General features: G+C 74.4%; 18 protein-coding genes. 13 read left to right on the forward strand and 5 right to left on the reverse strand.

The annotated features are described in order from the left end of the window. Positions 1–23: 23 nt before the first annotated feature. The gene (locus ACZ55U_RS08025; protein WP_380696256.1) at positions 24–830 is read right to left on the reverse strand and encodes a PspA/IM30 family protein; all 807 of its coding nucleotides are present in this window, start codon (positions 828–830) and stop codon (positions 24–26) included. A gap of 301 nt (positions 831–1,131) precedes the next feature. Here ACZ55U_RS08025 and ACZ55U_RS08030 point away from each other — a divergent pair, with 301 nt between their 5' ends. Beyond that, positions 1,132–1,731 carry a DUF3043 domain-containing protein gene (locus ACZ55U_RS08030; RefSeq protein WP_465523609.1) on the forward strand — a complete coding sequence of 200 codons (600 nt, stop codon included), beginning with the start codon at positions 1,132–1,134 and terminating at the stop codon, positions 1,729–1,731. Positions 1,732–1,928: 197 nt separating this feature from the next. Continuing rightward, positions 1,929–2,651, forward strand: coding sequence for a class I SAM-dependent methyltransferase (locus ACZ55U_RS08035; protein ID WP_465523705.1), 723 nt, complete (start codon positions 1,929–1,931; stop codon positions 2,649–2,651). A 76-nt stretch (positions 2,652–2,727) separates the two neighbouring features. Here ACZ55U_RS08035 and ACZ55U_RS08040 read toward each other — a convergent pair whose 3' ends face one another. Further along, positions 2,728–2,928, reverse strand: coding sequence for a hypothetical protein (locus tag ACZ55U_RS08040; protein WP_465523611.1), 201 nt, complete (start codon positions 2,926–2,928; stop codon positions 2,728–2,730). Positions 2,929–3,024: 96 nt separating this feature from the next. Between ACZ55U_RS08040 and cobU the strand changes: the two genes are divergently transcribed. The 7 genes from cobU to ACZ55U_RS08075 all read left to right on the forward strand — a co-directional run bounded on the left by cobU (position 3,025) and on the right by ACZ55U_RS08075 (position 11,752). Beyond that, positions 3,025–3,594 (forward strand): bifunctional adenosylcobinamide kinase/adenosylcobinamide-phosphate guanylyltransferase, encoded by a 570-nt coding sequence (cobU, locus tag ACZ55U_RS08045; protein WP_465523613.1) that lies wholly within the window; start codon positions 3,025–3,027, stop codon positions 3,592–3,594. Positions 3,595–3,625: 31 nt separating this feature from the next. After that, a complete protein-coding gene (locus ACZ55U_RS08050) occupies positions 3,626–4,750 on the forward strand; it encodes a nicotinate-nucleotide--dimethylbenzimidazole phosphoribosyltransferase (RefSeq protein WP_465523615.1) in 1,125 nt (374 codons plus the stop codon). 81 nt (positions 4,751–4,831) lie between these two features. Next, positions 4,832–5,623, forward strand: coding sequence for an adenosylcobinamide-GDP ribazoletransferase (locus ACZ55U_RS08055; protein ID WP_465523617.1), 792 nt, complete (start codon positions 4,832–4,834; stop codon positions 5,621–5,623). Between the two features lie 257 nt (positions 5,624–5,880). Beyond that, complete coding sequence (locus tag ACZ55U_RS08060) at positions 5,881–7,383, forward strand: leucyl aminopeptidase (RefSeq protein ID WP_465523619.1); 1,503 nt, start codon at positions 5,881–5,883, stop codon at positions 7,381–7,383. Between the two features lie 395 nt (positions 7,384–7,778). Beyond that, positions 7,779–9,185 (forward strand): dihydrolipoyl dehydrogenase, encoded by a 1,407-nt coding sequence (gene lpdA / locus ACZ55U_RS08065; protein ID WP_465523621.1) that lies wholly within the window; start codon positions 7,779–7,781, stop codon positions 9,183–9,185. Positions 9,186–9,266: 81 nt separating this feature from the next. Further along, entirely contained in the window at positions 9,267–11,072 is a 1,806-nt protein-coding gene (sucB, locus tag ACZ55U_RS08070; protein WP_465523623.1) for a 2-oxoglutarate dehydrogenase, E2 component, dihydrolipoamide succinyltransferase, read from the forward strand. A 164-nt stretch (positions 11,073–11,236) separates the two neighbouring features. Continuing rightward, positions 11,237–11,752 (forward strand): DUF4240 domain-containing protein, encoded by a 516-nt coding sequence (locus tag ACZ55U_RS08075; protein ID WP_465523707.1) that lies wholly within the window; start codon positions 11,237–11,239, stop codon positions 11,750–11,752. A 41-nt stretch (positions 11,753–11,793) separates the two neighbouring features. Here ACZ55U_RS08075 and ACZ55U_RS08080 read toward each other — a convergent pair whose 3' ends face one another. Both ACZ55U_RS08080 and ACZ55U_RS08085 read right to left on the reverse strand, forming a co-directional pair. Then, complete coding sequence (locus ACZ55U_RS08080) at positions 11,794–12,900, reverse strand: DUF2510 domain-containing protein (RefSeq protein ID WP_465523625.1); 1,107 nt, start codon at positions 12,898–12,900, stop codon at positions 11,794–11,796. A 160-nt stretch (positions 12,901–13,060) separates the two neighbouring features. Further along, positions 13,061–13,567 (reverse strand): GNAT family N-acetyltransferase, encoded by a 507-nt coding sequence (locus tag ACZ55U_RS08085; RefSeq protein ID WP_465523627.1) that lies wholly within the window; start codon positions 13,565–13,567, stop codon positions 13,061–13,063. Between the two features lie 65 nt (positions 13,568–13,632). Between ACZ55U_RS08085 and ACZ55U_RS08090 the strand changes: the two genes are divergently transcribed. Continuing rightward, entirely contained in the window at positions 13,633–14,538 is a 906-nt protein-coding gene (locus ACZ55U_RS08090) for a TIGR01777 family oxidoreductase (RefSeq protein ID WP_465523629.1), read from the forward strand. Between the two features lie 502 nt (positions 14,539–15,040). After that, the gene (locus tag ACZ55U_RS08095) at positions 15,041–16,372 is read left to right on the forward strand and encodes an NAD(P)/FAD-dependent oxidoreductase (RefSeq protein WP_465523631.1); all 1,332 of its coding nucleotides are present in this window, start codon (positions 15,041–15,043) and stop codon (positions 16,370–16,372) included. A gap of 107 nt (positions 16,373–16,479) precedes the next feature. On the opposite strand, the gene ACZ55U_RS08100 is transcribed toward ACZ55U_RS08095, so the two are convergent. Next, positions 16,480–18,333 carry a regulator gene (locus tag ACZ55U_RS08100; protein WP_465523633.1) on the reverse strand — a complete coding sequence of 618 codons (1,854 nt, stop codon included), beginning with the start codon at positions 18,331–18,333 and terminating at the stop codon, positions 16,480–16,482. A gap of 344 nt (positions 18,334–18,677) precedes the next feature. On the opposite strand from ACZ55U_RS08100, the gene ACZ55U_RS08105 reads away from it, so the two are divergent. Beyond that, positions 18,678–19,439: a 3-hydroxybutyrate dehydrogenase gene (locus tag ACZ55U_RS08105; protein ID WP_465523635.1), complete on the forward strand. Its 762-nt coding sequence runs from the start codon at positions 18,678–18,680 to the stop codon at positions 19,437–19,439. Between the two features lie 162 nt (positions 19,440–19,601). After that, positions 19,602–20,993 carry an MFS transporter gene (locus tag ACZ55U_RS08110; protein ID WP_465523637.1) on the forward strand — a complete coding sequence of 464 codons (1,392 nt, stop codon included), beginning with the start codon at positions 19,602–19,604 and terminating at the stop codon, positions 20,991–20,993. The last annotated feature ends 39 nt before the right edge of the window (positions 20,994–21,032 follow it).

Here is a 21,032-nt window from a genome sequence, read left to right on the forward strand (position 1 = left end):
TGGTTCGTGGGGTCGAGCTCAGATCACTTGTTGTAGTTGATGCGCGGGGTGTCCTGCGGCTGCTGCTGGGGCTGCTGCTGCGGCTGGCCCTGCTCGATCGCGGCGGGGCCGGAGGAGGACGGACCGGACAGCTCGGCCTTCATCCGGGCCAGCTCCAGCTCGACGTCGGACCCGCCGGCGACGCGCTCCAGCTCGGCCTCGATGTCGTCCTTGCGGCCGAGACCGCTCGCGTCGTCGAGCGCGCCGGAGGCGAGCAGCTCGTCGATGGCACCGGCCCGGGCCTGCATCTGGGCGGTCTTGTCCTCGGCGCGCTGGATCGCCAGGCCGACGTCCCCCATCTCCTCCGAGATCCCGGAGAAGGACTCGGCGATGCGGGTCTGCGCCTGGGCGGCCGTGTACGTCGCCTTGATGGTCTCCTTCTTGGTGCGGAAGGCGTCCACCTTGGCCTGGAGCCGCTGGGAGGCGAGCGTGAGCTTCTCCTCCTCGGCCTGGAGCTGCTGGTACTGCGTCTCCAGGTCGGTGATCTGCGACTGCATGTTGGCCTTGCGGGTCAGCGCCTCGCGGGCGAGGTCCTCCCGGCCGAGCGACAGCGCCTTGCGGCCCTGGTCCTCGTACTTGGCCGACTGCTGCTGGAGCTGGGTCAGCTGGAGTTCGAGCCGCTTGCGCGAGGTCGCGACGTCCGCGACGCCACGCCGTACCTTCTGCAGCAGTTCGAGCTGCTTCTGGTAGGAGTAGTCAAGCGTCTCACGCGGATCCTCCGCCCGGTCCAAGGCCTTGTTCGCCTTGGAGCGGAAGATCAGCCCCATACGCTTCATGATTCCGTCGCTCATGGGCCTCGGGTGCCCCCTTCTCCGGCCTGCGGTCTCTATCTCGTTACCAGACACGACGAGTGTATGTGCAGCGAGCCCGTCGCCGCAGTGCACCTGCCTGCAACAAGACTGCTACACCGACCAGTGGCGTTTCCTCCTCCCCCGGGTGGATCCGCCCCTCATACCCCCCATCGTCCATCCGAATGATCCCCTACGGGAAGGGCCGGGAGAACCCGTTCCGGACGGCGACCGCGCGGTACCGATGTGTGTTCGGGTCCCGGGGCCCCCTTGGAAGCCGCGCCGCACCCCGTAGGCTGGTGGTGTGTTCCGACGCCGTTCAGATGATGCCGCCGCCTCCGCCACCGTGCTGGAGAAGCAGGACGAGACGCCCCAGGCCCGCGACCCGCAGGCCAAGAAGGGCCGCCCCACCCCCAAGCGCAGTGAGGCCGAGGCCAACCGGCGCACCCGGGTGACGGTCCCCAAGGACCGCAAGGAGGCCGCCCGCCAGGGGCGCGAGCGGATGCGCGCCGAGCGCGAGAAGCAGCGCCAGGCGCTGATGAACGGCGACGAGCGCCACCTGCCGGCCCGGGACAAGGGCCCGGTGCGCAAGTTCGCCCGCGACTACGTGGACGCCCGCTGGTCGCTCGCCGAGTTCTTCCTGCCGGCCGCCGTGGTCATCCTGGTGATGAGCATCGTCAAGGTGCAGGCCATCCAGCTGCTCTCCACGCTGCTGTTCCTGCTGTTCTTCGTGTTCGTGATCCTCGACTTCGTCCGCCTCGGCCTCGGCCTGCGCAAGCAGCTGGCCGAGCGCTTCGCCGGGGAGAACACCCGCGGCGCCGTCGCCTACGGCATCATGCGCACCCTCCAGATGCGCCGGCTGCGACTGCCCAAGCCGCAGGTGCGGCGCGGGGAGAAGCCCTGACCGCCGAATCGGTCGACTCCGGCTGGGCCCCGCCCTCCTGGGAGGGGCCCGGCCTCTACGCACTTCCCGGGCAGGGCGGTTCGTTCCCCGGACAGGGGGCCGGCGGCCACGACCGGCTGGCCCAGGAGCGCCGGCTGCCCTCGCGCAGCGGTTCCTACGCGGGCGGCACCGCCGCCTGGCCGGCCCGGGTCGGCGGGCTGCGGGACTTCGTCCGCCAGGAGCTCGTCGCCCGCCAGCTCGCCGAGCAGCTGGCCGGCCGCAGCGCGCAGCGCGTCCTCGACATCGGCTGCGGCCAGGGCACCCAGGCACTGCGGCTGGCCCGGGCCGGCCACTACGTCACCGGGCTCGACTCGGACCCGGCCGCGCTCGGCGTCGCCCAGGCGGCGCTCGCCGAGGAGCCGCCGGAGGTCCGCGGCCGGATGCAGCTGCTCAGCGGCGACGGACACCAGTGCGGGCGCTGGTTCGGCCCGCGCAGCTTCGACGTGGTGATCTGCCACGGCGTGCTGATGTACCTGCCCGACCCCGATCCGATGATCGCCTCGCTGGCCCGGCTGCTGGCGCCCGGTGGGCTGCTCTCGCTGCTGGTCCGCAACCGTGACGCGCTCGCCCTGCGGCCCGCGGCCGCCGGGGACTGGCGGGCCGCCCTGGACGCCTTCGAGACCGACCGGTACTACAACCGGCTCGGGCTGGCCGCGCGGGCCGACCGGCTCGCCGACCTGACCGTCACCCTCTCCGAGGTGGCGGTGCCGCTGCGGCACTGGTACGGGGTGCGGGTCTTCACCGACAACGTCCCGGCCGACGCGGCCCCACCGGTGGACGGGCGCCGGCTGGCCCAGCTCCTGGAGGCCGAGGACCGGGCCGGCCGCACCGACCCGTACCGGCAGGTCGCGGCGCTGCTGCACGTGATCGGGGTCAAGTAACCGGGCCTCGGGAGCGGGCGTGCGGGCGGGGTGGAGCCGCCGCACCGGCCGCCCCACCCCGCCGGGTCCGTCGGGACTACGCCTCGCTCAGACTCATCGCGTAGACGACCCGGTCGTCCTCCAGCAGCACCGCGGTCTCCACGCCGTCCTCCGCGAGCTGCCTCCAGGTCTCGCCGATCCAGGTCTCGGCGTCCCCCTGGCCGGCGAACTCCTCCTGGCCGCCGTCGGGCGTCACCGCGCTGCCGTCCGCCTTCTCGTACCGCCACGTCCAGCCCATGCCGGCTCCTCCCACTGACCACGCTGCCTGTGTTGCTGCGCACCATAGCCTGCCCGGCCGGATCTTCCGTATGCCTCGTCCGGCAGGATGGGCGGCATGGCGACCCCACCCCCGCTCCCCCGCACGCTGCTGCTCGGCGGCGCCCGCTCCGGCAAGTCCACCCGCGCCGAACAGCTGCTGGCCGGCCACCCGGACGTCCTGTACGTGGCCACCGGCGGCACCCGGGACGGCGACGCCGAGTGGGCCCAGCGGGTCGCGCTGCACCGGGAGCGCCGGCCGGCGAGCTGGCGCACCGCCGAGACCTGCGACCTGGAGGCCGTGCTGGCCGACCCGGCCGATCCCGCGCCGGTGCTGGTCGACTGCCTCGCCCTGTGGCTGACCGCTGTGATGGACGAGTGCGGCGCCTGGGACGACGAGGTCTGGGCGAACGGCGGCGAGGCCGCGGTGCGGCGCCGCTGCGAGGCGCTGGCGCGGGCCTGGGCCGCCACCGGACGGACCGCCGTCGCGGTGAGCAACGAGGTCGGCATGGGCGTCGTGCCGGCCACCGCCGCCGGCCGCCGCTTCCGCGACACCCTGGGCCGGCTCAACATGGCCGTGGCGGACGCCTCCGAGCGGGTCCTGCTGGTGGTGGCGGGCCAGGTGCTGACCGTCAAGCCAGCCGTTTGACGAACGCGTTCGGCGTGTAGCCTTCCGGACGATGGACACGACCGTGGATCTCGATACGTTCTCCTCGCTCGTCGAGCGCCCCGACGAAAGCGCCCGGCGGGCCGCCGAGGAACGCTGGCAGGCTGCCGAGCGGCCGCGCGGCGGACTCGGCAAGCTGGAGGAGCTGGGCAGCTGGCTGGCCTCGGTGCAGGGGCGCTCCCCGGTGCTGCCGATCTCCGCCCCCAAGGTGCTGCTGTTCGCCGCCGACCACGGCGTGGCGGCACTCGGGGTCTCCCGGATGCCCGCCGTGGGCGGCACCGCGGAGCGGGTGCGGGCCGTGCTCGACGGCAGCGCCCCGGTGTCCCGGCTCGCCGCGCGCTACGGCGCCGGGGTCCGGGTCGTCGACGTCGCGGTGGACGCCGACCCGCTCGACTTCCCGGACGAGGTGGTCGCCCACCGGATCCGGCGCGGTTCCGGGCGGATCGACGTCGAGGACGCGCTCACCCCGCAGGAGACCGTCCGGGCGTTCCGGGCCGGCATGGCCGTCGCCGACGAGGAGGCCGACGCCGGCACCGACCTGGTGCTGCTCGGCGACCTCGGGGTCGGCGCCACCACGGTGGCCGGCGTGCTGGTCGGCGCGCTGTGCGGGACGGACGCGGCGGCGGTGACCGGGCGCGGCTCCGGGATCGACGACCGGGTGTGGATGGTCAAGTGCGCCACCATCCGGGACTCGCTGCGGCGGGCCCGGCCGGTGCTCGGCGACCAGCTGGCGCTGCTCGGCGCCACCGGCGGCGCCGACTTCGCGGCGATCACCGGCTTCCTGCTCCAGGCGGCCGTACGGCGGCTGCCGGTGGTGCTGGACGGCGTCGTCTCGGCGGCCTGCGCGCTGGTCGCGCAGCGGATCGCCTTCCGCGCGCCGGAGTGGTGGCGGGCCGGGCAGTCCAGCGGCGAGCCCGCCCAGGCGAAGGCGTACGACCGGCTGACCCTGACGCCGTTGCAGGAGCAGGGCATCACCATGGGCGAGGGCGTCGGCGCGCTGCTGGCGCTGCCGCTGCTCCAGGCCGCGGGGGACGTGCTCGCGGACGAGGCGCCGAAGCCGTTCGTGCCGGCGGCGCCCGGGGTGCCCAGGGAGCAGCCGAAGCTGCCGTCGGCGGCGGACCTGCTGCGGAAGCTGTAGGACCGGGCGGCCCCCGGCGACACCGACTGTCCGAAGTACGCCCCTTCGCCGGGGCGTTCTTGCTGTGAGAGGAACGCCCCCATGACGGACCCCGACGGCCGGGCCGGCTGGGCCGACGGCCTGCGGTTCGGGTTCGGGACGCTGTCCGTCCTGCGGGTCCGGGTGGAGCGGTGGGACCGGGCCGCGGCGGCCCGGGCGATGACGGCCGCTCCGCTGGTCGGACTGGCGCTGGGGGCGGTGGCGGCCGCGGCCGGGGCGCTGGTGGCCTGGCGGGCCGGCGGCGCGCTCGGCGCGGTCGCCGCGGTGGCGCTGCTCGCCGGGCTGACCCGCGGGCTGCACCTGGACGGGCTGGCGGATGTCGCCGACGGGCTCGGCAGCGGGAAGCCGGCCGAGGACGCGCTGCGCATCATGAAGCAGTCCGACATCGGTCCGTTCGGCGTACTGACCCTGGTCCTCGTCCTGCTCGCCCAGATCGCCGCGCTGGCAGGGCAGTTCGGTCACTCTCCGCTACGCGGCGCACTCGCGGTGCTCGCCTCGGCGACGGCCGCCCGGTGCGCGCTCGCCTGGGGCTGCCTGAGGTCGGTGCCGGCCGCCCGGCCGGGCGGGCTCGGGGCGATGGTGGCGAGCACCGTGCCGCCCGCCGCCGCTGCCGCCGCGACGGGCGCCTCGGCGCTCGTCCTGGCCGCTTGCGGTCTGTCCGACGGATCGTCAGTCCTCCGTCTCCCCCTGGCCGTTGTGCTCGGCGTCGGCTGTTCCCGGCTGCTGCTCCGACGGTGCGTGCGCAGGTTCGGCGGGATCACCGGGGACGTGCTCGGCGCGATGGCCGAGACCGCCGCGACCGCCTCGCTGTTCGCCCTGGCTTTGCTCGGCTGACACCGGGCGGCGCGTGATCCCAACATGCGGACTACCATGCGTGAAGCACCGCAGCCCTGCACCGCCGCAGGTCCTGCCCGCCCGGCGCGCGCCGAGGAGCCGGGGCCTCTGGTGCGCGCGTCCGCCGGAGCGGCCGCGCGCGCCAGGGGCCCCGGACCCCGGACGCCCGCCGACGGACGGCCTGGGACGGCGGGCTGCGCCGGTGCGGCAGCCTCGCCGTGGCCGGCCGTGGACCGCGAAAGAACAGGACGCATTACGTGACTGCATTGTCTGTGAGCACCTCCTCCGCCGCCTCGCTGCGTGCGGACGCCCTGGTGATCGGTGTCGCGAAGGGCCCGAAGGGCATCGTGCCGGCCCCCGGCGCCGAGGCCGTGAACGAGGCGTTCGAGGGCAAGCTGACCGAGGTCCTCAGCACCCTGGGCGCGACCGGCGCCGAGGGCGAGGCCATCAAGGTCCCCTCCGCCGCCGGCCTGAAGGCCGCGCTCGTGCTCGCGGTCGGTCTGGGCGAGGCCGCCGAGGACGGTTACGAGCTGGAGGCGCTGCGCCGCGCCGCCGGTGTCGCCGCCCGCACCCTGGCCGGCACCAAGAAGGCCGCGCTGGCCCTGCCGGCCGAGTCCGCGGAGGCCGTCGAGGCCGTGGCGCTGGGCGGTCTGCTCGGCTCGTACTCCTTCGGCACCTACAAGGCCGACGGCAACGGCAAGGAGCCGGTCGGCGAGCTGGTCGTGCTGACCGCCCGCAAGGGCAACAAGGACGCCAAGGCCGCCGTGGAGCGCGCCACCGCGATCGGCGAGGAGATGAACCGGGCCCGCGACCTGGTCAACACCGCGCCGAACGACCTGACCCCGAAGAGCTTCGCCGCGATCGCCCAGGCCGCCGGCAAGGAGCACGGCCTCAAGGTCGAGGTGCTGGACGAGAAGGCGCTGACCAAGGGCGGCTTCGGCGGCCTGCTGGGCGTCGGCGGCGGCTCGGTCAACCCGCCGCGCCTGGTCAAGGTGGCCTACACCCACCCGAAGGCCAAGGCCACCCTGGCGTTCGTCGGCAAGGGCATCACCTACGACTCGGGCGGCATCTCGCTGAAGCCGGCCGGCCACAACGAGACCATGAAGTGCGACATGGCCGGCGCCGCCGCCGTGTTCGCCGCCGTGGTGGCCGCCAAGCGCCTGGGCCTGGCCGTCAACGTGACCGCGTGGCTGGCGCTGGCCGAGAACATGCCGTCCGGCTCCGCCACCCGCCCGGGTGACGTGCTGCGGATGTACGGCGGCAAGACCGTCGAGGTCCTGAACACGGACGCCGAGGGCCGCCTGGTGCTGGCCGACGCGATCGTGCGGGCCGGCGAGGAGAACCCGGACGTCATCGTCGACGTGGCGACCCTGACCGGCGCCATGGTGCTGGCCCTGGGCCACCGCACCTTCGGCGTGATGGCCAACGACGACGAGCTGCGCGAGGACCTGCACGCGCTGGCCGGCGAGGCGGGCGAGCAGTCCTGGCCGATGCCGCTGCCGGCCGACCTGCGCAAGGGCTTCACCGAGTCGACCATCGCCGACCTGGCCAACATGGGCGAGCGGATGGGCGGCGGCCTGGTGGCCGGCCTGTTCCTGAAGGAGTTCGTGGCCGAGGGCACCGACTGGGCGCACCTGGACATCGCCGGTCCGGCGTTCCACGAGGGCGCGCCGTACGGCTACACCCCGAAGGGCGGCACCGCGAGCGCGGTGCGCACCCTGGTCCGCTTCGCCGAGCAGAGGGCGAACGGCAAGGCCTGATCCGCCAGGCCCTCGATCGAGGACCCGCTGCGACGGGGCCCGGCGCGCGTGCGCCGGGCCCCGTCGGCGTTGCGGCCGGGTTACCTGCCGGTAGACCGGGGCGACCTGACGGACGGCTGTTCGCTGCGGGCGAAACTTTGTTCCACAGAGCGGAAGAAGCCGCGCCGGGTGGCGCGGAGGACGCCCGTCCGGCGGCTGTCAATACCGCGCTGAGCTGGGATGATGCCCTTCTGTCGGGGGTACTCCCGCCCCGGTGACCGCTCCGCGGGACACCCCTCGGCCCGACCCGGACATCAGCCACCGTGAACAAGTGCGAAGATGTATTTCCGGCACGACTGGGCGCCTCACAAAGGCTTCCGACCCACCGGACCGCGACCGGCCCGGCGACCCACCCCATGCATGGAGGACGTGACGTGGCGAACGACGCCAGCACCGTTTTCGACGTAGTCATTCTCGGAGGCGGAAGCGGCGGTTACGCCGCGGCGCTCCGCGCCGCTCAGCTGGGCCTGAGCGTTGCCCTGGTCGAGAAGGGTGAGCTCGGCGGCACCTGCCTGCACCGCGGCTGCATCCCGACCAAGGCGCTCCTGCACGCCGCGGAGATCGCGGACGAGACGAAGGAGGCCGCCGAGTTCGGCGTGCTGGCCACCTTCCAGGGCATCGACATCAACGGCGTCCACAAGTACAAGGACGACGTCATCGCCGGCCTGTACAAGGGCCTCCAGGGCCTGGTGGCCTCCCGCAAGGTCACTTTCATCCAGGGCGCGGGCAAGCTCTCCTCGCAGACCTCGGTGGACGTCAACGGCCAGCGCATCGAAGGCCGTCACATCGTTCTGGCCACCGGTTCCGTGCCGCGCTCGATCCCGGGCCTGGAGATCGACGGCAACCGCGTGATCTCCTCGGACCACGCCCTCAAGCTCGACCGCATCCCGAAGTCCGTCGTCATCCTCGGTGGCGGCGTCATCGGCGTCGAGTTCGCCTCGGTCTGGAAGTCCTTCGGCGTCGAGGTCACCATCGTCGAGGCGCTGCCGCACCTCGTCCCGCTGGAGGACGAGAACTCCTCCAAGCTGCTGGAGCGCGCCTTCCGCAAGCGCGGCATCAAGTTCGAGCTGAAGGCCCGCTTCTCGGGCGTGGAGTACACCGAGACCGGTGTCCGCGTCTCCACCGAGAACGGCAAGCAGATCGACGCCGACCTGCTGCTCGTCGCCATCGGCCGCGGCCCGGTCTCGGCCGGCCTCGGCTACGAGGAGAACGGCGTCGCGATGGACCGCGGCTACGTCCTGGTCGACGAGTACATGCGCACCAACGTGCCCACCATCTCCGCCGTCGGCGACCTCGTCCCGACCCTCCAGCTGGCCCACGTCGGCTTCGCCGAGGGCATCCTGGTCGCCGAGCGCCTGGCCGGCCTCAAGCCGGTGCCGATCGACTACGACGGCGTTCCGCGGGTGACCTACTCCAACCCGGAGGTCGCCTCCGTCGGCATCTCCGAGGCCAAGGCCGTCGAGCTGTACGGCAAGGACAAGGTCGTCACCCTGAAGTACAACCTGGCCGGCAACGGCAAGAGCAAGATCCTGAAGACCGCCGGCGAGATCAAGCTCGTCCAGGTCAAGGACGGCGCCGTGGTCGGCGTCCACATGGTCGGCGCCCGCATGGGCGAGCAGGTCGGCGAAGCCCAGCTGATCTACAACTGGGAGGCCCTGCCGGCCGAGGTCGCGCAGCTCATCCACGCGCACCCGACCCAGTCCGAGGCCCTGGGCGAGGCGCACCTGGCGCTGGCCGGCAAGCCGCTGCACGCGCACGACTGATCACGCCCCACCCCCCTTTCCCGGTACTTCCCGTACGCAAGTACCTCCCGTACGCAAGACTTGATAGGAGTCGCTGAAACCATGGCGGTCTCAGTAACACTGCCCGCGCTGGGCGAGAGCGTTTCCGAGGGCACCGTCACCCGCTGGCTGAAGGCCGAGGGTGAGCGTGTCGAGGTCGACGAGCCGCTGCTGGAGGTGTCGACCGACAAGGTCGACACCGAGATCCCGGCCCCGGCTTCCGGCATCCTCTCCTCGATCAAGGTCGCCGAGGACGAGACCGTCGAGGTGGGCGCCGAGCTGGCGGTCATCGACGACGGTTCGGGCGCCCCGGCCGCCGCTCCGGCCCCGGCCGCCGAGGCCGCTCCGGCCGCGGCTCCGGCCCCGGCCGCCGCTCCGGCCCCCGCCGCCCCGGTTGCCGCTCCGGCTCCGGTCGCCGAGGCCCCGGCCGCTCCGGCCGCCGCCCCGGCCCCGGCCGCCGCCCCGGCCGCCGACGCCACCCCGGTCCTGCTGCCCGCGCTGGGCGAGTCGGTCACCGAGGGCACCGTCACCCGCTGGCTGAAGGCCGAGGGCGACACGGTCGAGGTCGACGAGCCGCTGCTCGAGGTCTCCACCGACAAGGTCGACACCGAGATCCCGTCGCCGGTCGCCGGCACCCTGGTGAAGATCCTGGTCGGCGAGGACGAGACCGCCGAGGTCGGCGCCCAGCTCGCGCTGATCGGTGCCGCCGGTGCCGCCGCCGCTGCTCCGGCTCCGGCTGCCGCTGCTCCGGCTGCCGCCCCGGCCCCGGCCGCTGCTCCGGCCCCGGCCGCCGCCCCGGCCCCCGCCGCCCCGGCCCCCGCTGCCCCGGCTCCGGCTCCGGCCGCTCCGGTTGCTGCCGCTCCGGCCCCCGCCGCCCCGGTTCCGGCTCCGGCCGCCCCGGCCCCGGTCGCCGCTCCGGCCCCGGCCGCCCCGGTGGCCGACAACGGTGACGCCTACGTCACCCCGCTGGTGCGCAAGCTCGCCGCCGAGCACGGCGTCGCGCTGTCCTCCGTCACCGGCACCGGCGTCGGCGGCCGCATCCGCAAGCAGGACGTCATCGCCGCCGCGGAGGCCGCCAAGGCCGCTCCGGCCCCGGTCGCCGCCGCTGCCCCGGCCGCCGCGCCGAAGGCCGCCGCCGCGCCGTCCGCCCTGCGCGGCCAGACGGTCAAGATGACCCGCATGCGCAAGGTCATCGGCGACAACATGATGAAGGCGCTGCACGAGCAGGCCCAGCTGACCAGCGTGGTCGAGGTGGACGTCACCAAGATCATGTCGCTGCGCAACAAGGCCAAGGACGGCTTCCTGGCCCGCGAGGGCGTCAAGCTCTCCCCGATGCCGTTCTTCGTCAAGGCCGCCGCCCAGGCGCTGAAGGTCCACGCGGTCGTCAACGCCCGGATCAACGACGCCGAGGGCACGGTCACCTACTTCGACACCGAGAACATCGGTATCGCGGTGGACTCCGAGAAGGGTCTGATGACCCCGGTCATCAAGGGTGCGGGCGACCTCAACATCGCCGGCATCTCGAAGAAGACCGCCGAGCTGGCCGGCAAGGTCCGCAACAACAAGATCACCCCGGACGAGCTGTCCGGTGCCACCTTCACCATCAGCAACACCGGCTCTCGCGGTGCGCTGTTCGACACCGTGATCGTGCCGCCGAACCAGGTCGCCATCCTGGGCATCGGCGCCACCGTCAAGCGCCCGGTGGTCATCGAGTCCGACGGCGGCACCGCCATCGGCATCCGCGACATGGTCTACCTGTCGCTCTCCTACGACCACCGCCTGGTGGACGGCGCCGACGCCGCCCGCTACCTGGTCTCGGTCAAGGAGATCCTGGAGGCCGGCGAGTTCGAGGTCGAGCTCGGCCTCTGACCCCACCCGGTCACCGCGGTGCCCCCGCGTACGGAACCCCGCGTCGTCCCCGGACGGCGCGGGGTTCCGCCGTTCCCCGGGCCGGGCGGGCCCGGGAAGTGTGAGCGACCCGCGCCGAGTCGTGGCATGCGCGGACGCGGCCGAACGGGGATGCTTGAGCGGTGATGGACGAGACGGACTTCTGGCAGATCATCGACGAAACCCGCGACGCGGCCGACGGGGACCCCGACGAGCAGGCCGACCTCCTGGTGGAACGGCTCCTCCAGCTGACCCCGGACGACGTGATCGACTTCGCCCGGCTGTTCCAGGCGCGGTACCGGCGGGCCTACCGGAACGACCTGTGGGGCGCGGCCTACCTGCTGCTCGACGGCGCCTCCGCCGACACCTTCGACTACTTCCGCTTCTGGCTGATCGGCCAGGGCCGGGAGGTCTTCGAGGGTGCTCTGGCCGAGCCGGACGACCTCGCGGACCTGCTGCCCGAGTTCGACGAGGAGGAGGACGGCGAGGCCGAGGACCTCGGCTACGCCGCCGACGAGGCGTACGAGCAACTGACCGGGCTGCCGCTGCCCGACGTCGGCGGGCGGCAGGCCGGCAGGCCCGCCGGGCCGGCGCTGGACTTCGACGACCCGGACGCCATGGCGAAGCGATTCCCCAAGCTCTGGGAGCGGTACGGGGACTGAGGCCCCCGGCCGCCCTCACGGCCGGCCGTGTCCCGGCGGCGTCAGGTGCTGCTGCCCGAGGAGCTGTCCTGCGCGATGCCGTTGAGGAGCTGGTCCAGCACCGAGAAGTCCGGCGCTGACGGGCTGTCGTCCACGCCGCCCTCCATGACGACGAAGCCGCCGCCCTTCGCCGGGAGGGCGGCGAGCAGGGCGTAGCCCTGGGTGCCGTCCGAGGTGCGGACGTGCCAGCGGGTGGCGTAGCCGAGCACGCCGGCCACCTTGACGTAGCCGGAGCCGGCGTCGGTGTGGGAGCTGATCCCGGAGAAGATCCCCCCGGCGTAGGCGGGCATCGCGGCCTCGGCCGCCGCCCTGGAGGAGGTGCCCTCGATGGTGTCCTTCTCGATCGAGAACTGGCCGCGGACGCAGGTGCCCCCGGTCGGGCAGGGGTAGCGGCCGGTGCCGAGGAAGATCGCCGAGTGCTGGAGCTCGGTCGACGTCTCCCAGCCCTCGAAGACCGGCACGATGATCGCGTGCTGCGGGTCGGGGACGGTGGTCTTGACCACCGGCGCGGGCTTGGGCGGCGTCTGGCTCGGCCTGGGGACCGTCGGGCTGGGGCTGGGCGTGGGGCTGCTGCTCTGGGTCACGGTGACGGTGGGGCCCGGGAGCGGGTCCGCCCGCCGGTCCTCGCCGCCACCGCTGAAGGCGATCCCGGCGGCGATGCCGCCCACGGCCAGGACGGCGACCGCGATGCCGACGATCATCCCGGTCCGGGGCTTGGCCGGGGGCGGGTAGTAGCCGGCGGGGCCGTAGCCCGGGTTCTCCGGTGGATAGCCGCCCTGGGCCGGATAGCTGCCCTGGGCCGGATAGCCGGCCTGGGCCGGGTAGTCGGTCCGGCCCTGGTGACCGCCCTGGGCCTGGTGGCCGCCCTGCCCCTGAGCGGGGTAGCCGTACGTCGGGGCGGGCGAGCCGCCGGGGTAGCCGTAGCCGGGCCGCTGGTCGGGCACCTGCTGCCAGGGCTGGGTGGCGGCGTCGGCGAGCCCGCCCCCGGCGCCGCCCGGGAGCGGCCTGACCTCGTCGGTCCAGGCGCTGCCGTCCCACCACCGCTCGTGACCGGGGGTGCCGTCCGCACCCGGGACCGGGTACCACCCGGGAGGCGTCGAGTTGCTCACGGCCGTACGGTACCCGGCGCGGCGGCGGTCCAGACAGGCTCGGACTGTCACGACTCCGCACCACCCGCAACGGCCAACCACCCCCTGCCGCAGGCCCGTTCGGGATGCGGGCACGTCCGTTCGGGCGGTCGGCGGTCCATCGGCGGGCGGGCTCCGGCGGTCAGTCGGCCAGGCGGCGGGCCATCCAGATGTCGTCCACGTACCGGCCGTCGATCAGGAACTCCTCGGTCAGCGAGCCCTCGACGACGAAGCCGCAGCTCTCGTAGAGGCGGCGGGCCGGGGCGTTCCAGCCGAGCACCCGCAGGCCCATCTTGCGGGCGCCCTCGGCCCGGGCCGCCGCACAGGCCGCCTCGACAAGGCGGCGGCCGATGCCCCGGCCTCGGACCGTGCCGTCGACGGCCAGCCCCTGGATCTGCCGCACGTGGCGGTTGCTCGCGAGCGGGGTGGCCGGGACCTGGCGGACGTAGCCGACGATCCGGCCGTCCAGCACGGCCAGCAGGTACTGCTCGGGGGTGTGCCGCTCGTCGAAGACCGGGTCCTCGACGGGCGGGCAGGGGGAGACGTCGGACAGGGGGGACCAGGCCGCGTGGTTCAGGACGGCGAGCCCTCGCTCGTCCTCGCTCCGGGCCGTACGGATGATCAGATCGTCGTCAGACATGCGCGCCATGCTAACGAGGCGCGCGGGACCGTGACGGGCCGTCGAAGGCGCGTGGGAGCTGCGAGGATGGGGACATGCGCATCGCTGTCACGGGCTCCACGGGTTTGATCGGTTCGGCACTCGTCCGCTCCCTGCTGGCGGACGGCCATGAGGTGGTCCGGCTCGTCCGGCACCGTTCGAAGACGGGCCCACGGCCGGACGGCAGTACGGCGATCGGCTGGAACCCCCTGCTCGGCGAGGTCGAGCGGGACGGGCTGACCGGCGTCCAGGCCGTGGTGCACCTGGCCGGCGCCGGGGTCGGCGACCACCGCTGGACGGACTCCTACAAGCGGGAGATCCGGGAGAGCCGGGTGTACGGCACCGAGACGCTGGCCGTCGCGCTGGCCGAGCTCAAGGAGCCGCCGCGGGTGCTGGTGAGCGCCTCCGCGGTCGGCTGGTACGGGCAGACCGGTGACCGGGTGATCGACGAGGACTCCCCCGCCGGCGACGACTTCCTCGCCGAGGTCTGCCGGGAGTGGGAGGACGCCGCCCGGCCCGCCGAGCGGGCCGGCATCCGGGTCGTCCACCCGCGCACCGGAATGGTGCTGTCCGCCTCCGGCGGGGCCGGGGCGCGGCTGTTCCCGCTGTTCAAGCTGGGGCTCGGCGGGCGGCTCGGCAACGGGCGGCAGTACTGGAGCTTCATCTCGCTGCACGACGAGGTGGCCGCGCTGCGGTTCCTGATCGACCACGACGACCTCTCCGGCGCCTTCAACCTCACCGCGCCGAACCCGGCGACCAACGCCGAGCTGACCACCGCGCTCGGGCGGGCGCTGCGGCGGCCGACGCCGTTCCCGGTGCCGGAGGCGGTGCTCAGGGCGGTGCTCGGCGAGCTGGCGATCGAGGTGGTCGGCAGTCACCGGGTGGTGCCGCGGCGGCTGCTGGACGCGGGCTTCCGCTTCACCCACCCGGACGTGTACTCGGCGGTGCTCGCGGCGATGTGACGGGCGGATGTGACGGGCACCGCGCAAGAGCGGGCGTGCGGGGCGGTACGGGGCCGGTTCGCGAGCGGGCGCGGGTCGCGGTCCGTGAGCGCGTGCCGGCCGGTACGGGCGCGCGGGTGGCGGCGCGCGCTGGGCGGGCTGGTGTCCGGGCGGGGCGCGCACGGCCGTGCGTACTCCGACTACGGCATCCGCCCTGGCCAGGGGCATATGCCGGGCGGAGTCGAAGGGGGCCCGGGGAGGGGGCGCACGGGAGCACGCGACGGGCGCGTCGCACGCCCCCGGTGACCGTACGCGCCCGCCGACGCCCGAACCTGGCCGTCACGGCGCACTGTCCGTGACCACGCCCCACCCGCTGCCGCCCGCCCCCCGCCCGGCCCCCGGATCCGGCCCGATGTGCTTGTCTGATGCTCACACTGACTGGGCATCACCCTCCACGGACCGTGTCCCGGCACCCCGCTGCCTGCGTCGGCCGGAGCCCCGGGACCAGGGAGGGAGCACCCCAGTGCCCACGTACGACTTCACCCGCCGCGCCCGCCGGCCGTCCGACCCGGACGTCGTCGTGGTCGGCGCCGGACTCGCGGGCCTGGCCGCCGCCCGCGTGCTCACCGGCCACGGCCTCACCGTCCAGCTCCTGGAGAGCACCGACCGGATCGGCGGCCGGATGGCCACCCGCGAGCAGGACGGATTCCGGCTCGACGACGGCAGTCACCTGCTGAACACCGCCTTCCCCGAACTCCGCCGCACGCTCGACCTCGAACGCCTCGACCTGCGTCCGCTCGCACCCGGCGTCCTGGTGCACAGCGCCGGCCGGCGGTACCGCGCCGGAGACCCGCACCTCGCCGTCGCCCGGCAGGCCGCCACCCGGGCTCCGCTCGGCAGCCCGCTGGACAAGGCCCGCCTGGGGGGCTGGCTCGGCCGGCTCGCCGGCACCCCGGTCGGCCGGCTCCGGGCACGCCCGGAGACCACCACCGCCCGTGCCCTGGGCGGTCACGGCCTCGCCCCGCGCGCCGTCGACGGCTTCCTGCGCCCGCTGCTCAGCGCCCTGCTCTCCGATCCGGCGCTCGGCACCAGCAGCCGGGTCGCCGACCTGGTGCTGCGCTCGTACGCGCGCGGGCGGCTCTGTCTGCCCGCCGGCGGGATCGCGGCGGTCCCGGCCCAGCTGGCCGCCGCCCTGCCCGCCGGTACCGTCCGCGCGGGGGTGCGGGTCACCGCGATCGCCGCGGACGGCGTGGAGACCCTCGCGCACGGCAGGATCGGCGCCCAGGCCGTCGTCGTCGCCACCGACGCCCGCGCCGCCGCCGAGCTGCTGCCCGGGCTGCGGCTGCCGGACTTCCACCCCGTCACGACGTTCTTCCACGCGGCCGACCGCGCCCCGCTGGGCGAGGCCGTCCTGCTGCTCGACGGCGACCGGCCGAACGGCCACCCGCCGCTGGTCTCGCACTCCCTGGTGCTCAGCGAGCTGCACCCGTCCTACGCCCCGGCCGGACAGTCGCTGATCGCCACCACCGTGCTCGGCCGGCGCGCCTTCGACCTGGGCGGCCCCGCCGGGCTGGAGCCGACCGTCCGGGCGCGGCTGGCCGAGCTGTACGGCACCTCGACGGCGGGCTGGCAGTTCCTCGGCGTGCGGCACGTCCCGGACGCGCTGCCCGCGATGCCGCCGCCGCACAACCCCCGCCGCCCGGTGCGGCTGCTGGCCGGGCTGTACGTCGCCGGGGACCACCGGGACACCAGCACCGTCCAGGGCGCGCTGGTCTCCGGGCGGCGGGCGGCCCGGGCGGTGCTGCGCGACCTCGGCGTGCCGGCCCACGCCCCGGAGGCCGAGGCAGCCGCCTGACGGCCCGCTGCCGGGCGCCCCGAGACGCCCGGCCGAAGGCACCCGGAGCCGACGGACGGCCGTGCTGAGCCGGGTGCGTGGGGGCCGGCCCCCACGCACCCGTTCCCTCAGATCACCCCCGCCTGCCGCGCCGACTCCTCGAAGGCCCGGGCCACCGGGCTGCCCCGGTACGGGGTGAGCCGGCGGTGGAAGTCCCGGACGTACTCCAGCGAGCGGGCCGAGCGCATCTCGCCGGCCGCCCGCAGCGCGTCGGTGGCCATGGTGCAGGCCTCGTCGAGGTCCCCCATGCCGAGCCGGGCGGTCGCCAGCACCAGCCGGCAGAAGATCCGGCTGCGCGCGTAGGCGGGCGAGCGCAGCCGCAGCGACTTCTCGGCGTGCTGCGCGGCCGTCCGCCACTGCTGGAGGTCGCGGTAGCAGTGGGCGAACTCGTCGGAGAGCTGGGCCTCGTCGAAGTACCGGGCCCAGGAGGGCAGTTCGTCGCCCGCCCGGGCCGCGGCCAGGGCGCGCTCGGCGCGCACCAGGGCCGTGGTGCAGGAGCGGACGTCGCCCAGCAGACCGTGCCCGCGCGCCTCGGCGGCGTGCATCAGCGACTGGACGACCGGCGGCACGGCGGTGCCGACGCCCTGCTGGGCGACCCGGGCGAGCTGGACCGCCTCCCGGCCGTGGCCCAGGTGGACGGCCTGCTGACTCATCGTCACCAGCACGTAGCCGCCGAGGGCGCGGTCCCCGGCGGCCTGGGAGAGCCGCAGCGCCTGGACGAAGTAGCGCTGGGCCAGGCCGTGCGCGGCGATGTCGAAGGACGTCCAGCCGGCCAGCCTGGTGAGGTCGGCGACCGCGCCGAACAGGGCCCGGCCGATCTGCTCGCCGTAGCGGCCGCGCAGCATCGGCTCGGCCTCGCTCTCCAGGTAGCGCACCAGCGCCTGGCGGGCGTGGCCGCCGCCGTAGGCGTGGTCGAGCGCCCGGAAGAGGTCGCCGACGGCGCGGATGGCGGCGATGTCGCCGCGGCCGACCCGCAGGGCGGGACGGGACTCCCGGGCCGGGTCGGAGTACGGCGGCTCGACCGCGAGCGGCGGCCGGCGGCTCTGGACGGGCACCCGGCCGATGGTGGGGGCGGTGCCGGTGGTGCCGGCCGTGCTGCGGGCGACGGGGGCGCCCGGGCCGCGCACCGGGCCCGCGCCGGACGCGCCGGGCGCTCCCGGCGCCGGGGCACCGGTGATGGCCGCGGAGGTGGCGCTGCCGGACGGCGGCCCGGTGGCGGTGTCCGGCCGGGCCAGGGTGGAGCCGTCCCGGGCGACCCGCTCGTCGGTGCGGCCGATCAGCCAGTCCCGGCTGGGGACGACCAGGCCCGCCGGGGTGAAGGCGATCCGGCGCAGCTCGGACTGCGGCCCGTTGTCCTTGCGCCACATGCTCGCCACGATGTCCACCGCCTCCTGCGGCGTCTCGGCGAACTCCAGGCCGGCGTAGACCGGGGCGCAGGCGTCCAGGCCGAGGTCCTGGGCGGTGAGGCGGCGGCCGAGCCGGCGGGTGAAGACCTCGGCGATCAGCGCCGGGGTGGCCCCGCGGGGCTGCTGGCCGCGCAGCCAGCGGGTGACCGAGGTCTTGTCGTAGCGCAGGTCGAGGCCGTGCTCCAGGCCGAGCTGGTCGACCCGGCGGGCGAGGCCGGCGTGCGAGAAGCCGGCCTCCTCGATCAGCGCCGCGAGCTGGCCGTTCTGCGGGGCCGGGCCGGAGTGGCCGGCGCCGCGGGCCGGGGCCGGCGCGGGTGCGACGGGGGCCTCGTGCCGGTCGGGTGTGGCCTGCACCGGCAGCCGCAGGTCGTCGGCGGCCGGGGCGTCGTCGGTCAGCGTGTCGGCGGTCAGGGCGTCGGGGGCGTCCGGAAGGGTCCGGCCGACCGGCCCTCGGTGCTGGCCGAGCGGGTCGAGCGGTCCGTACGCCGGGCTGTCGGTTGCAGGCCGTTGGGGCATGTCTGTCAACACCTCTCGGACGTCGCACCGGGCCTCACCAGCACTTCGGCGGCCTGGGGCGGCGCCCCCTGTCGGGAATCGGCGTGAATGTAGCGAGCATTCGGGCGCTATGGGTGGATCTGACCGAGCAATCCACCGAACGGGTGAAGCAATCGCGCCCATTGTGGGGAAGCCGGGTCACCTCGGGTTTGGCCGTCCGCGACCGAACCGTCGGCTGTTCCGAGGGTCGATCCGCCGTTCGGTCCTCGCGCCACCGTCATGGCGGAGAACACCACAGCTCAGAGGGATGCTGTGGCGGTCCGTCACATGGGAGCGGGGCCGCCGGATTCCTACCGTTCTCGGCCATGGACACCTCTACTGCCCGCCCGCTCGCCGGCCGCACGGCCATGGTCACCGGGGCCGCCTCCGGCATCGGCCGGGCCTGCGCCGAGGCCCTCGCCGGGGCCGGCGCCCGGGTCTACGTCGTGGACCTCGCGGCCGGCCCGGCCGAGGAGCTCGCCGAGCGGATCGGCGGCCGCGCGGTCGTCGCCGACCTCGGCGACCCCGCGGCCGTGGACGCCCTCCCGGACGACGCCGACATCGTCGTCAACAACGCCGGCCTCCAGCACGTCGCGCCCGTGCACGAGTTCCCCCCGGACCGCTTCGCGCTGATCCAGCGGGTCATGGTCGAGGCGCCGTTCCGCATCCTGCGCCGCACCCTGCCGCACATGTACGAGCAGGGGTGGGGCCGGGTCGTCAACGTCTCCTCCGTCCACGGCCTGCGCGCCAGCGCCTTCAAGTCCGCCTACGTCACCGCGAAGCACGCCCTGGAGGGCCTGAGCAAGACCGTCGCCCTGGAGGGCGCGCCGCACGGCGTCACCAGCAACTGCGTCAACCCGGGCTACGTCCGGACCCCGCTGGTGGAGAAGCAGATCGCCGCCCAGGCGCTCGCCCACGGCATCCCCGAGGAGGAGGTGGTGGAGCGGATCATGCTCGACCGCACCGCCGTGAAGCGCCTCATCGAACCCGAGGAGGTCGCCCAGCTGGCCGTCTGGCTCTGCTCCCCCGCCGCCTCCTACATCACCGGCTCCAGCCTCCCCGTCGACGGCGGCTGGACGGCGCACTGACGGACGGCGCGGCGGGCCGGGAACCCTCCGTGGACGGAGCGGGCACCCATAGGGCAGACAGCCATATTCGACCCCGGGGCTATATGAGCCAGTCACATAGTCCCGGGGTCGAGCGCTTCCTACCTTGTGGCGACACCGTCCCCCCACCCGGAAGTGGTGACCATGAACGGCACAGACGCTCCGAAAACCACCGGAGGCTCACTGCCACGCATCGTGGCCGCGAGCCTCATCGGAACAACCGTGGAATGGTACGACTACTTCTTGTACGGAACGGCGGCCGCGCTGGTCTTCGGGAAACTGTTCTTCCCGCACAGCGATCCGCTGACCGGGACGCTGCTGTCCTTCCTGACCTACGCGATCGGCTTCGCGGCGCGGCCGCTCGGAGCGCTGGTGTTCGGCCACTTCGGGGACCGGATCGGGCGCAAGCGGCTGCTGGTGGTGAGCCTGCTGCTGATGGGCGGGGCCACCACGGCGATCGGGCTGCTGCCGACCTACGACTCGATCGGCGTCGCGGCGCCGGTGCTGCTGACGGTGCTGCGGCTGGTGCAGGGCTTCGCGCTCGGCGGTGAGTGGGGCGGCGCCGTACTGCTGGTGTCGGAGCACGGGGACCAGCGGCGGCGCGGGTTCTGGGCGTCCTGGCCGCAGGGCGGGGCCCCGGCCGGGAACCTGCTGGCGGCCGGGGTGCTGTCGCTGATGACGGCGGTGCAGTCGGACGCCGCCTTCCTGGCCTGGGGCTGGCGGGTGCCGTTCCTGCTGTCGGCGGTACTGGTCGGGGTCGGCCTGTGGATCCGGCTCGCGGTGGACGAGTCGCCGCTGTTCAAACAGGCGCTGGCCGCGCAGCGGAAGCGGCAGGCGGAGCGGAGGGCCGCCGAACGGCCGCCGCTGGTCGAGGTGGTGCGCCACCACTGGCGGGAGGTGCTGGTGGCCATGGGCGCGCGGATGGCGGAGAACATCTCCTACTACGTGATGACGACCTTCGTCCTCACCTACGCCGTGACCCACGCGCACTTCTCCAAGCAGACCGCGCTGAACGCCGTCCTGATCGCCTCCGCGATCCAGTTCGCGCTGATCCCGCTGTTCGGCGCGCTGTCCGACCGGGTCGGGCGCAGGCCGGTGTACCTGGTGGGCGCGGTCGGGGTGGGTGTCTGGGCCTTCGTCTTCTTCGGGCTGGTGGACACCAGGTCCTTCGGCTCGCTGGTCGCCGCCGTGACCGTCGGCCTGGTCTTCCACAGCGCGATGTACGCGCCCCAGGCCGCCTTCTTCTCCGAGCTGTTCGCGACCCGGATGCGCTACTCGGGCGCCTCGATCGGGGCCCAGTTCTCCTCGGTGGCGGCCGGCGCCCCCGCGCCGCTGATCGCCACCGCGCTGCTCAAGGACTACGGCAGCGCCACCCCCATCGCGGTGTACGTCGCCATCGCGGCGGCGATCACCGTGCTGGCGGTGCTCTGCGGCCGGGAGACCAGGGGTCAGGACCTCGCGGCCGTCGAGGACGGGGACGGGAGCGAGGCCGGGGATCCGGACGCCGCCGCGATCGGCAAGCCGGCCGTCGCCTGAGGACGAGCCGATACGATCGCGCTTTCTCGGAACCGACGG

The sequence above is a fragment of the Kitasatospora sp. NPDC034533 genome (assembly GCF_055575155.1).